The following is a 14,680-nucleotide window of genomic DNA, read 5'->3' as shown; positions in this document are numbered from 1 at the left end:
GAATTATCCTTATTCATTTAAGTCTCTTTTTTTATCGGCCAGACTGATACCCGAAATTTCCTGCTGATCTATAGTAAGATACTTTTTGCTAGCGTCTACAGCTATTAGTACACCATCAGCAACCTTCTTATTACCACGGCTTGGAGTATACCGGTATGTTTTATCTGAAGATTGACCTAAATAAGTAAGTTTACCTGTAGCTGCATCCATCCACCAAAGCTGTTTCTTTTTACCTGAAATCTTTTTCAGATTTATCTCGATAGGATTACTGTTATAATCGTACACCAACATATAATCATTACCACGGGTAGCAATCAGTCTGTCGTAACGAACCCCATTTTTACCCAAAAGCACACTCTGGTCTGGAATACGTTCAAAATAAGGAAAACTCAAAATCAAATATTTAAGATATTTCATTTGATTAAAACCAGGATCTTTCAATCCTTGATACCATGCTTTCTCAGCCCCATCACTACCATAACTGGTAGGATAACCCGGTTTAAGCATCTGCATAATAGCATTATGACCATAAGTATGCCCAAAGCTTCCAGCAAACACACTCCAATAAGCATAACGGCGAACATCATAATCCATCCATCGCTCTTCATTTGGGTCGTGCAAACCTTTAGGAATATCCTCATAACTAGGTTCATCATCAAGGACAGGTTTTATCGGCTTATAAGCCCAAGTAGAGTCTACATACATCCAATTATCCTCTTCTGTATTATCTGGGATAGGATAATCTTTATTACCCATACGCTGACCATATTTACGATGACCACTCTGGAACATATGGAAATCGAGCCAAGAAGCTTTACTCCACCATTTAGCTGATGTATAACGACCACGAGGATGATAAGTCATCAGATGATGATGATCGAGTCCCTTGATCGTTGTTGCTAAAGCATCCCATACCTCTGGACGAATATCACCCTGAATATCACCACCGATAATCCAGATAATATTAGGACAATTCTTATAACGTTCAGCCAAGAAACGACCATAAGTCTTAGCCTCTTCTACATTCATATGGCCATCTTTGACAAGACCACCCCAAATAGGCACCATACCAATGTATATACCATTTTGCTGAGCAAGATCTACGATATAATCGAGATGATCCCAATAGGAATACACTCCCTTTGGATCTGCAGCGTCCATATTCCAACCATCAGGGTTGGATGATTGACCATAAATATTATACGAAGGAACTCCATTGAGCACTTGTACCTGTACCATATTATAACCAGCACGGCGACACTGCATCAGATAATATTGCGCCTCTACGCGATCAAGTCGTTCAGGAAGGAGCCAGCCTGTTTCACCCAACCAGAAAAAGGGTTTGCCATTTTTAAACTGCAAATATCGATTATTGGCAGAGACCTGCAATTCTCCATTATCCCATGGCTTATTCTGTGCATGCAACGTTGTCATCGAGAGCATTGCCGCCAGGATTGTCAGTATGTATTTACGCATATTAGTTGTTATAATTTATTCTTGTTTACAGTATTTTTATGATTTCACCAGCTTTTGTTGATATATCATACAGGTAACTCTTGGGCAAAACCACTTTATTTAGTTTTACCTGGGCAGAATTTAGAACCTCTTTTTTATCATATAAGCAGAATAAAGCATTAGGATTTTCACCTTTAGCTTTCTTCAAACCTTTGACTGGGGCATTAAGACGAAGGCGCAAATTACCACCTACCTTAGACTTGATCACCAATTTGGTAAGTTTGCCATTCTTCCATGCCATATCTACGATTTCAAAACCACCACGAGCAACGATACCTTTTACCTCACCATCCTTCCAAGCATCTGGTAAAGCTGGCAAAAGTGCGACACAACCATCATGACTCTGCATCAACATTTCTACAATACCAGCAGTACAACCAAAATTACCATCAATCTGGAATGGTGGATGAGCATCGAAAAGATTACGATAAGTACCACCCTTCTTCTTGTTCGTACCAAAAGCTACAAATCTATCATTTGTCAGAGTAAGCTGATTATGAATCAATTTATAAGCATGATTACCATCCAAGAAACGTGCCCAAAGACATACCTTCCATCCCATTGACCATCCTGTTGACGGATCACCACGGTGTATCAAAGAGGTACGAGCTGCGTCAAATAATTCAGGAGTACGATATGGAGATATCAGATTACCTGGGAACACTCCATAAAGATGGCTAACATGACGATGGGTATCCTCAGGATCATCCCAGTCTTTAAGCCACTCTTGTAACTGTCCCCATTTTCCAATTTGCATCGGAGCCATTTTCTTTAATCGCTCTGCATAATAACTTTTAAGCGTATCATCCACACCTAGAATCTGTGAAGCAACCGACACACTATTGAAGAGTTCATGTAATAGCGTGTTATCCATAGTTGTACCATAAGTAATAGCAATCTTACCATCCTTAGATGGATGATAATTCTCAGGAGAAACCGATGGAGAAATAACCAACCAACCATGCTCAGGTTCAGGTATCAACATTTCATCTAGGAAAGTTGCAGCACCCTTCATCAGAGGATAAGCCTTTTTCAAAAACTCCTTATCGCCAGTGTAGAGATAATGTTGCCAGAGATGAGCACAGAGCCATGCACCTCCTAACATCCACATACCACTGGAAGCATGGTCGATTCCACCAGTTACACGCCAAATATCAGTATTATGATGTAATACCCATCCGTCTTTGCCATACATCATCTTGGCACTGATACTACCACTTTCACTCACTTCACGAATGAGTCGAAATAAAGGTTCATTCAAATCTGAAAGATTAGCAATTTCAGATGGCCAATAATTCATTTCCAGATTAATATTAGTAGTATACTTACTATCCCATGATGGCCATACACGATGATTCCAGATACCTTGCAGATTAGCAGCTTGTCCTCCTGGTTGAGATGAACAAATTAGTAAATAACGGCCAAAATTAAAATAGGTGGCTATCAAACCATTGTCATCACGATGAGCAAAATTGATAATACGCTGATCTGTAGGTTCATTCTGAAATAAATCTTTACCTAAAGACAGTGACACACGATTCATGAAACTCTGGAATTTTGCAATATGTGTCTTTTTACTTTGCTCATAATCCTTAGCAATAGCCTGACGGAGAATCTGCTCAGATTTGGCTACTTCATCACCACTGATATCTTTGTAATTGACAAAATTTGTCGCAATAGAAATATAGATGGTAGCCTCATCCGCATTTTCTACCGTGATTTCTCCATCTCGCGAAGAAGCTTCTTGGCGAACACCATTCTTCATGGTCTCACAGAGCATACGCCCCATGAAACGCACTTTACCTTTACAGCCTTCCAACTTACCACTTACACCTTCAAGAATAGCTTCATTCTTCTCACTGCGAATTAATATTTCCTCTTGAGGAGTAGAATAATGAGCACCAAAAGTCAGCTTACCAGACTTTGAAGCTGTAAGATGAATAGTAATAACGTTGCTATCAAAAGACGTAATAACTTCTCGACGATAAGTTACGCCATCAACAGTATAGGTAGTAACAGCAATTGCAGAATCTAAACTCAATTCTCTACGATAATTGGTATATCTTAGAGCATTTGGAGTAGTGATATATACATCGCCAAAGGTTTGATAAGCCATACCCCAATTGGTACCCGACATGACATTATCGTTAGCCATTTTATCAGCTGTATGATATCTACCTTCAAAAAGAAGTTGCTGAATCTTGGGTATTGCGTTCAAAGCTTTCTTATTGGCATTATGATTAGGTTGTCCTGTCCAGATTGTCTCTTCATTCAACTGGATATGTTCTGTACTAGGTATACCATATACCATAGCACCTAGACGACCATTACCTAATGGAAGGGCATCAGTCCACACCTGTGCCGGCTCATTATACCACAACTTATATTGGCCATACATAGGCAGCACCGAAAGAAACAGTCCCGCAAGGGCACTAAATGCTTTTGAAATAGTCATATACATCAAAATTATATATTCTGTAGACGAATAAGATGTGTATTTGTCACTGAAAAATGAGAGAAAAATCCATATTGTGAAACGGGCTTTTTTTATTGGGAACAAAAAATATTTAAGCAAAATTTCAACTCTGAAAGTTTTTCAACTATTACTGAATGATTTCCGAGCAACTATCATTATTTTGTCGCATATTATACTTTTATTGTCGCATAAAAGGGAAAAAAAATATTGTCTGATTAATCGTATTATCGTATCTTTGCAATATCAAAAAAAACAAAGTTGATTATTCGCAAACATTAAAAGATAAAAAGAGATGTGAATCTCACATAATGGTTATAGGTTATTTATTCGCATTAGATTAGAAGACACAAGTGATTTATGTTACGCATCAACATCAAAGTTCAATAAGTTTGTATTAAATCAAGTGAGAGGTAAATAGAGGATGTCACCGTAAAAGGGACATCCTCTTTTCATTAATACTATTCAGCCCACAAAAAATATTTGTCATCATCAAGCCCTGAAAGCCGATATTAATGCATAGAAAAAGGTGCACCGGATAAGACCAGTACACCTCATTGCAACCAAACTTCTATATATTAATAATCGAACTTTTAATACCTATAAATTTTATTTTAGAACAGACTGTAAGACTTCAGGTTTTACTATCGTAACCTTACTTTCATCCCACATTTTACGATCAAGACCAAACACCTTAATAAAGAACTCATAATTAGCATTGCGCTTATTTACACCATAATCATGACGCTCTTGAGGAAGATGTACATTCTCTACTTTATTTTGAGCGCCATAGAAACCATATACACGTTGTAAATAAGGAAATTCCAACTCTGGAACAGAAGCAGTCCAGTCACCACCATCACTAACAACCAAGAGAGGTTTTGGTGCAAAGAAAGCAAGAAGTTCAGGATTACAAGTACCACCACCTGCAGTCTGAATAGGTTTACCACTTTCACAAGGACATCCGCCATCAAAATGGCTGGCCAAATTTACAGTTGGCGCAGCAGCCGTAATACGATCATCAAGCACGGTCATCAATACAGTATGAGTTCCTCCACCAGAACCACCATTTACACCAATACGCTTTTTATCTACATCCTTGCGGTTATTCCACATATAATCTAACAGCACTTCTGCATTAAGAGCCTGGATAACATGAGCACGATCTGTATGGTGACTATCTTTACCATATTCTTGCTCAGACTGTCCCCAACCATATAAGTCGAAATCAACGCAGATAGCACCCATACGAGCCAAAGTAGCCAACCGTTGTTGCTCATCCTTACGATAACGACCACCGTTAAAATGTCCATCAGGGCAGATAATCAAAGCATGCTTGCCTTTCTTGGCTGGTGTATAGATACTACCAAAGACATGTTCTCCAGGTAAAGTCTCCAAACAAATATTCTGAACAGTATATCCATCATACTTACGAACCTTACCTAAAATAGGTTTTTTATGTACCAGACTGTCTTTATAAGCATCTATACCAAGAAGTTGACGAACTTCTTTTCGCACACTATCCTTACGATTTTCAAATTGCACCTTGTCACTATACAAAGTATTGAGATAGGCCAACATTTTACTTCCATCATCAGTATGACGGCGAGGATACTCATAAGGTTTTATTTTATAAAGATTATCACTCTGTTTCCACCAATTAAAGTCGAAATACTTACAAATATTAGTTAGGGTCTCTTCGATGGAATACGGACGAACACGATAATCAGCATAAGGCAATCGCTTGCCTACTGTATCCACATTATATTTAAAACGAACATGAAAACGAGTAGAAACGTCTTCCATGATGTCATGGAGACTACGTGTATACTGACCAGCATAATTATTCTGCGCCGACAAGTTGGTATTGAAAGCGAAGATGGCGCTGAGCACAAAAACGATTGATTTCATCATAATCTATCTTAATTTTATTTTTTCCTTCTGAGTGTATATTTACTTGAAATACGTTTCCTTTAATAGTCCAGTCTACTGCTATTTTGCCACCATTAGCCATGGTTGAGCCTTTTGCCCATGTTAAGTTTCCTGCAGGTTTTGGAGAGATTACAACAGTATCACGCTTAACCTGAATACCCACCATATCATGTATAAGGTGATTATTGATATGGGCCAACATAAAATGATTACGGGATGCACCTTTACGTGGATCCCACTGCTCTGTCAAAGTTGTCATTCCCATTTTCAACTGGAATCCGTATCCTGGCTCTTGGTCATGATTAAGCATCGTATAGAGCAGATCTTGCTGATGATTATTAATCAATACCCGGAAAAGATAAGGAGTTCCGATATCACCAGTCGTCAATCGATCTCCATGCTGGTGAATATCTTCTAGCAATTTATCCAATAAATCCTGTTTTTTTCCTTCTGGATAAAGATTCAAGTCTAAGGCTATAGCTAAAGCTGCCTGACTCTTAAGATCAAAATTACGAATAAAGGCTTGGCGTATACTGTCAGCCCGTTGCTCCAAACCTGCTAGTTTGGTCCACAAGTAATAATGTGCAGTACTAACTAATGCTACAGGAGTATTCTTGGCAAAACCGGCCTTTTCTCCATTATAGTCGTACCAGTCACCCAATCCGATATTAAGAATATAGGCACTGTCTCGTGTAGCAAGATAATCTACATATTTACGAATGTGTGGCTGATATTTTTTCAGTAAACTATCATCACCATAACGGTGCAGATAAAGCACAGGCAAAGCCACTAGAGCACCACCCCATTCTGGCGATTCTTGAAATGGAGGCGCCCAACTGCCTTCAAAGCGGATATACTCAGGTGCTATTTCTGGCATCGACCCATTAGCATGTAGGGCATCAGCTATTACATGCTGCGTTTGTTCGAGCATTGATTTACAATCATAATTATCAACCAACCCTTGTCCATTAAGCCAATCTTGTTCTAACCAGCCTAACTTCTCACGATGCGGACAGTCTGTCCATACATGTTGCCAATTACTACGAATTGCAGCATCTATAATAGCGTAAGTTCGGTTAAAAAGCGGATTACTGCAAGCAAAACTTCCTATTTTAGGAGCTGAATTACTAATGAAACATGATTCCAGTTTATCAATAACCGGTAAGTTATTAGGATTAGCATCTCCCTTCAACACAGCTCCCTCTATTTGGATATACTGATAACCATAATAGGTAAAATGAGGTTGAAACAGTTCTATTCCCTTTCCACTTAATGTATAAAGATAATAATGAGGACTTCCAATACTCTTCTGACTTACCGATCCATCATTTTTTAAGGTTTCACCTAAAATAATTTTAACTTTCTGACCAGCCTTTCCCTGAATAGAAAATCGAGGAAATCCTGCCAAATTCTGTCCCATATCAAAGACATGAGCAGACAGGCGCTTAGCTATAGGATATTTTTTATAGATACGTATCGGATAAGATAACTGTGGATAAAGTTTACCTTGAGGAGACTTCTGTACTACCACAGGATGCCACCGATCAATAAAAGTTGCATCATGATCTTCACCACCATAGATACTGTTATAGACTATCTGGCTTCGTTTCCATTTCCATGTTTTATCGCTTTTCAGAATATCATGCTTACCATTAGTATACTCTATATCAAGATAAAACAATAAAGTAGAAGGACCAAAATTAGTCTTCAACTTATGATAGCGTCGTCCACGCTCATGAAAGAATCCGTTACCCAGCAATACCTCTATCGAATGAGAACCTGCAGACAAAACTGATGTTACGTCGTAAGTATTATAAAAAATAGACTTACGATAATCACTCCAGGCTGGAGCCATCAAATCTTCGCCAAACTTCTTTCCATCAATATAAAATTCGTATGCTCCCAAACCACAAATCATAAGTTGCGCCTTTTTGATACCTTTCCGGCATTTCAACACATGCTGCAACCAAATACTTCGATCTGCCAAAGAATCATCCTGATTTGTCGTAGCACCTATCCACTGAGCATTCGAAAACACATTATCCGCCCTGGTTATCAAGGCGGATAACATAACTAGACAAATTATGAATACAAAAAATCTTTTCATTTAGAGCGCTGTTGATAATCGACCAAGATTTTGACGACGAGCTTTACATACCCCATCAATCCAGATACTTAACCCTTTTCCCACATGATATCGGCTACCATCCTGATCCCATACAATGGCAAGACGATGACCGTGATAAAGGATATTATCTACACAAAAATAAGACCATTTACCCTGCGGTAAAAGTGGATTTACTTCAACGTTATTATCTTCACGAGGACGAAGTCCACAAAGTCCTGTAATCACTAGGTCATTAAAGGTAGAATGATTATAATAACGGCTTCGCTCCTGATCACCTTTGAGCCAATAGCCGGTCTGTTCATCTAGATATTCACCAATATATGGTTTACCACGATGTGTCTGACTCTGAACATATTTCTCAAGTTCCACAAAATAAAGGCTGTCTGAAATTACTGGCTTATCAGAAACATTCAGATAATTAGCCATACCTGTTAACGTCTGTGCTGTAGCAAAAGGCCATACAGCTCCATCCCACTCGCACTTACCTGTACCATGACTTCTGAACTGCGGATGACGCTGCTCTGCTGTTGTCTGTCCGTAAGGAGCAGAAAAGCCTTTTGAATCTCCTGCTTGTTTCCAGGCTATATCAAATTTAGAGTCAGTATCAAACATATTCACATACCAAGGCATAAAACCAATAGCCTCACGAACCTTAGCAAAATCACCCGAAGGATATTTTACTTCGAAGAACTGTGAACTATCATTCCAAAGTTCTGTCTCAATTAGTCGCTTGAGAGTATCTGCTTTCAGAGTATAACTTTTTGCTAAACTTTGTTGCTTTGCCAATGCGGCGATATTAGCGATAGCACGAAAGTTACCATACATATAACTATTGATAGAAGGACGAGCATTCTTGGCTCTACGACCACCACTAATAGTCTCCTCCATGGCATCTTTTACATCGTATTGCCAATAGAGGTCGGCCTTACCGTTCTTTTCCCAACGATGATCATCCCAACGATTTACTTCTTTAATCAAAGCTGGAAGGAGAGCCACCACACTATCCTTTCTTCCATCAACAAGATAACGGTCCCATACACTCTGAGCCAGCCAACTGCTATAAAAATTGAGTTTCTTCATCGCCTGACCATTATTACCAAACAACCAAGTATGAATATTCTGATCAAGGTAAATAGGATTACGTAACCAACGGCTCTCATGAATATGATGACCTAAACCAGAAGATATCAAATTATACTGATCCGCATAACTACGTTTCACGAGGAATTCAGTCATAGCATAACCTACAGGCGTCTTCTCAATATGTTTGCGAAGTGTCCACCAACGATAATACCACATCTGCTCAAAGCTCTTATCTGGAGCATCAAAAAGAGGTATATTTTCCTGCATCCATTTCCAAGACTCACTATTTGGGATGGCTTGAACGATATTTTCATCCTCCATCCCATTAAAATAGTCTACATAATGCTTATAATCTGCAGATTGAAGCAAAGCTGCTCCTGCATCGATATCATTATTAGTTGTCTTAAAATGAGCAATCTTAAACACGGCCAAAGAATCACTCTCTCCAGCCTGTTCAAGTGTTCCATACCAATCAGGCTCTGTATCAACGGTTGGGAAGGTACGATACTCACCTGTACGGAAAAGTACTCGATTAATAGTATGAGCAGGGGCAAAGAACATACTCTTGGCAATGAGTTTACCGTCACTATAGAGATCTACACGACGACGAGCCACAGAAAGGGTTAACTTGAGATGATATACCTTATTAGCTTCGTATTTACTCTTGCCTGCATTTCGGGCACCATTCTTGAGTTGAATAAGTCCATCGGGAGTTAATTCCATACGAGCCGCAGCTATACCGTTATCACCAATAAACTCAACCTCAAGTGTACCATGATTATTCTGCAAAGCTTTTAAATCAAACTCTACAGTAAGATCCTTGCTTGCTGGAATAAGTCGCTCAACCTTACTATAATCGAATTTATCAGAATCACTTAGTGTAAGCCATTCACCATCGAGACTAACAGGCGCCTCTTTAGGAGAATAAATATTCCAAGTGGTCAAATCTGCAAGCCGTTTATAAGTAGTAAAGTCATCATCTGCTTGCGCGTGTGCTTCTGTCAGTACAGGGACAGGTATGCGGGCTACCCACATATCTTCCTTATTCATCGAGTATGATACCCATAAATTACTGTCAGCCGGTTCACCATTTCCTTCTAAGATACCACGTACATACTGAGGACCTCTACTTTTATAATTACCTCCATAACGAATAGGTGGAACTTCACCATTGACAAGATTCAACGTGGTATACTCTAATCCATCTTTACTCAATGAAATAGCAAGAGGCCATCTGAATTCTGATGGATTATACAAAGTTGCATACGAACCGTCAGACAAGCGCTGTCCCCAGATTTTAGCATTACTATTAACAAACCCTTCTGCACGATTTACAGGTTCCAGCCAAGTTTTACCGCCATCAGACGATATAGAAGTCAAGGCATGTTTCCAAAGGGCTACGATACGACCATCAGGAAGTGTATAGTCATTATAAGCCTTATATTCTTTCTTCAGTGGCAAGATAGGATCTTCACGGTCTGCTTCTTCTACCCACTGCATCACCAAACGAGGGTTAGCTAAAATCTCTTTGCAAGCTTTCTTTAAATGCTTATCTGCATGAGTATAAAATGGATAATCAGTATTTTTCTCATTAAAGTCATGGTTGTAGTAGATAAAATAAATTTTACCCAATTTACCATCGGCCTTTACTTCTCGAATTACTCGTCCGATACCATTACCATCATTATTATGATCTTTTTTATTAAGACATACACCATAAGATCCTAAAGCATAGAGTCTACCCTCACTGCTAATATACCACCCCATACGCTGGTGCATGACAGCTTTCATGTTATGAGCCACACCATCTACACCTTTCTTGGAAAATCCTTCGGGTACATTATATTCAGGGAACAGTTCTATCGGGTCAGACCAAGTATAGCCATCCTTAGAGACCTGATAATTGGTATGCGATGGCGGAACCTGTTCATCTTTTGGGTCACAAAGATAATGAACGTAGAAACGACCACGCCAATAAGCCATCATCGGTTGATGGTTATAGGTCCATCCATTACCATTGGCTACAGATGGATGTTCGCGATTCGCACGTAGTATCTGGATATTATGTACACCCATAACAGGTGACAATCCTCCGTCATGACGATTAGGATCGCTCAGTTGTGTTCCTGTATAGCGTACCAGTTGCTGAGCGTATACAGGATAAACAGACAGGCTTAAAGCAAAAGCTATCGGCAATAGTTTATTGTTCATATCGAATACCTTTTATTCTTTCTATTATCGTATCGTAATTATATACTCTACTTACTATTATTCAATAATTTCTTAATCAGTCGTTTTGGCGCCTTAAAAATGGTGCCATGCTTATGTAGAGGGGTTACATGTACCTCTTGGGTTATCTCTTCAAAATGCTTGAAATCACGCGTTTTTTGGGCACCAAAGTCCTTTGAACCATACCGGTCATAATAAATGATATAATCGTTGCCGACCTTTGCCGTTGCAGGTCCTTCCGTTAGAGGCTCTGTAAATGGTTCAGAAGGTAAGCTCCATGGACCATGAGGATCATGGGCAAACGAAATCTTAATATTACGCATCTTACGAGTATTATCTTTCACCACCATCACATAATCATTCCAACCTTTTTTCACAAGAGTAGCATCAATTACACTATATCCAGGATCGATCAACAACTTTGCAGGACTAAATGATTTAAAATCCTTGGTTGTAGTATAGTACAGACGATGGTTATTCTTCTCATCCTCAATACCTCGGGCAAATTTGCCAGGTATACACGACGCCCAAATAATCATACATTCCTTACGATCTTCATCATAAAAGAGTTCCGGAGCCCATACATTTACGGTCGTCGGATCGTCCATCACATGAATCATACGTTCTTCACTCCAATGTATCAAATCTTTACTCTCGGCATAGCCAAATCCTTTGTCACCACGCCAGCTAGTAGTCCAAACTAGATGATAGATACCATCCGGAGTGCGTACGATACTTGGATCACGCATCACTTTCTGCTTACCGACTTTAGGTTTTAGCCATACCCCAGGTATACTATCCCAGTGAAGGCCGTCTTTACTATAAATGTATCGTAGTCCATCTGTTGCTGGTTCATGGAAACTGGAATAAACATAATAATTGCTTCCACACGAACTCAACATTAGAGCAACAAAAGCCCCTATCATTATAAACGTCTTTTTCATCTTCCTGCTCGATTTTTGATTTGTTCACTCACTTGTGGACCATTGTTGAGCCATTGATTATTAGGTCCAACGGCATTCTTCAAATATTTATCAGAAGGTGTCCAGTTGTCTTGAAGTGTTATATTAGAGCTTCCCTCATCAGTATATAAATAGAACCAATGATTAGGATCATGTACATACGATGGTTTAGCAATATCTCTTACCACATTTTCGGTTATCATTGTACCGGGTTGATTGCCTAAAGTATAAATACCTGCGCAATCATACATATGTTGGGCATAACGATAAATCAAATTGGCATGTACACGATTATTTCTCATGCACACACTATCACGATTCCATCCCCATCCCAAGCTAATGGCAGAATATGGAACATCATGTATTTCATTATGCTCAATATTGATATTCTTTACATAGCCCGCTGCAATAGCCAAACATCCCCATTCTTCGTTGGCTACATCAGTAAAGAGACTCCTACTTATTTCCTGATATTCACAAACGTCCTTGAGGTCAGGACGATAAGGGAGATGTGTTTCCAGTCCTGCAGGTGAAAAACTACCAGACACATAGCCATTCAGTGCAATATCAGTAAAGGTGCTATAAGAAGTTACCCCACCTTTACATCCCTCTAAATAATCTAGGCCCATACCTCCTAAATGCGAAAAAGTACATTGCTTAAAATGGATGCTATCAGCATAATAAACCTTTATTGCAGATTCTGGTCTACCGAGCCAGCCCTGATTATCCAGTTTATGATTATTCTTACGATCTATCTGTGGACGGAGCTTATAAGCTTCGGTAAGATACATACCTGCCTGCAAAGGAACATGTCCCTGATAACTTGGACGCATCCATGAGGTATAAGAGAATGTGATATGATTAAAAGTAATATCAGAAGGTTTACGATGAGACATACCTGTCAGTTCTACCAATGTTTCAAGAACAGGAACTTCAACATCAGCCAGCATCATATTCTCTCCACGCAAAGGCATATAATAGAGACGATGATTGCGAATATCATGATACCATTCACCCGGCTCATCCAATAAAGCCAAAGAGTTGACCAAATAGAAAGGAGAATCATGCTTACTATGATACATCGGTGATGGCCAAGGATGCTCAAACTGGATACGCGCTTCCGGCTGATGGAATGTAATAGCTGTACTATCTCCAAAAGTTTGTATAGACTTCACACGAAGAATACCAATCTCCCACATCTGATGGAGCACAAGCTCGGTATATCCAACCTCACCCTTAAGAACCTTCATTGCTCGAGAAGGAACCCAAAGAATCTGCTTTTTCTTATCATAGTTCAAGATGCGAGGCATCTTTTCAAAATCAGCTACACTACGAGCACGAATAGCTTTCTTACCATTCACCCATAACTGTCTGAAGTCTATCGGACGACCATTAAAATCAGGTACATCTGCTACCCAAAGCTTACCTTCCTTACGCCATCCCTTAATCTGAATACTACCAGCAATAACAGTACCTTCTTCACCCGTCAACTGTAAATGACTATCTTCTGGGTGAAAACGCAATGCCTCATAAAGGCGATAAATGCCAGCTGACAAACGAATTTCAGCAGTACCTCCATCATGCCGTCTACGATACTCACGTGCTTGACGCAATGCCGTCTGAAGTATGCCCTCTTCACCTGGAGAAACATACAAAGTTGTATCAGCAGCCTGCACCTGTAAGCCACTCATACAAGTAATTATAAATAAAAGAGTATTAAAAAGCCGTTGTTTCATCTTTTTACTTTATTTACTAAACAGACGAAATAACGGCTAAGATGTCATCAATTAATATTCAGTCTTATCAGACTTCTTTTCCCACATCTGGAATGCACGGATACCTTCTTCAGGAAGCATAATCTCCATATGCTTACTACGGTCAGCTGGTTTCAGTACAATTTCCTGATAAATGAAATCATCATCAAAACCAATCTTTGCAGCATCCTTACGATCATTAGCGTAATAGATATGATCCAAATGTGCCCAATAAATAGCTCCCAAGCACATTGGACATGGCTCACAAGAGGTATATATATCACATCCTGCCAAGTCAAATGACTTTAAGATTTTGGTAGCTTTACGGATGCAGTTGATTTCAGCATGAGCTGTGGGATCATTATCTATAGTTACACTATTAGAAGCTTCTGCAACTATTTCACCATCTTTTACAATGACAGCTCCAAAAGGACCTCCACCTGTCTTCACGCTATTCTCAGAAAGCGCAATAGCTCTGCGCATAAAATCTTTTTTCTCCATAACAATATTTTTTCTTAATGCTTAAAAAGAGGGGGCTTGCAAAGTTAACAAAAAGTTTCTCGCTACAAAATAATATTGCTTCTTTTTTCGTACTTTTGCACGC

The 14,680-nt window shown here is 39.3% G+C and carries 8 protein-coding genes; all 8 read right to left on the bottom strand.

The features are described 5' to 3' along the window. Window positions 1-9: 9 nt before the first annotated feature. The gene (locus L6471_RS04925) at window positions 10-1,476 is read right to left on the bottom strand and encodes a glycoside hydrolase family 140 protein (RefSeq protein WP_074614321.1); all 1,467 of its coding nucleotides are present in this window, start codon (window positions 1,474-1,476) and stop codon (window positions 10-12) included. Between the two features lie 25 nt (window positions 1,477-1,501). Then, window positions 1,502-3,913, bottom strand: a complete 2,412-nt coding sequence (locus L6471_RS04920) for a glycosyl hydrolase family 95 catalytic domain-containing protein (protein ID WP_237797744.1) — start codon at window positions 3,911-3,913, stop codon at window positions 1,502-1,504. Between the two features lie 684 nt (window positions 3,914-4,597). Then, window positions 4,598-5,899, bottom strand: coding sequence for an alpha/beta hydrolase family protein (locus L6471_RS04915; RefSeq protein ID WP_036857966.1), 1,302 nt, complete (start codon window positions 5,897-5,899; stop codon window positions 4,598-4,600). Further along, complete coding sequence (locus L6471_RS04910) at window positions 5,832-8,027, bottom strand: alpha-L-rhamnosidase (protein WP_223918707.1); 2,196 nt, start codon at window positions 8,025-8,027, stop codon at window positions 5,832-5,834. Before L6471_RS04910 ends, L6471_RS04915 begins: the two co-directional genes overlap by 68 nt. Beyond that, on the bottom strand, window positions 8,028-11,342 hold the full coding sequence (locus L6471_RS04905; protein ID WP_051214634.1) for an MGH1-like glycoside hydrolase domain-containing protein: 3,315 nt from the start codon (window positions 11,340-11,342) through the stop codon (window positions 8,028-8,030). 47 nt (window positions 11,343-11,389) lie between these two features. Then, on the bottom strand, window positions 11,390-12,304 hold the full coding sequence (locus L6471_RS04900) for a glycoside hydrolase family 43 protein (RefSeq protein ID WP_027453132.1): 915 nt from the start codon (window positions 12,302-12,304) through the stop codon (window positions 11,390-11,392). Beyond that, window positions 12,301-14,013 carry a right-handed parallel beta-helix repeat-containing protein gene (locus L6471_RS04895; RefSeq protein WP_450103972.1) on the bottom strand — a complete coding sequence of 571 codons (1,713 nt, stop codon included), beginning with the start codon at window positions 14,011-14,013 and terminating at the stop codon, window positions 12,301-12,303. The genes L6471_RS04900 and L6471_RS04895 overlap by 4 nt, the downstream gene beginning before the upstream one ends. 96 nt (window positions 14,014-14,109) lie before the next feature. Further along, window positions 14,110-14,577: a nucleoside deaminase gene (locus L6471_RS04890; RefSeq protein ID WP_006282660.1), complete on the bottom strand. Its 468-nt coding sequence runs from the start codon at window positions 14,575-14,577 to the stop codon at window positions 14,110-14,112. Window positions 14,578-14,680 lie beyond the last annotated feature (103 nt).

Origin of the sequence: Segatella bryantii, assembly GCF_022024215.1 — a bacterium.
In the GTDB taxonomy this organism is placed as follows: domain Bacteria; phylum Bacteroidota; class Bacteroidia; order Bacteroidales; family Bacteroidaceae; genus Prevotella; species Prevotella bryantii.
The sequence above is the reverse complement of the archived record's forward strand: the minus strand, read 5'-3'. Positions and strand labels throughout refer to the sequence as shown.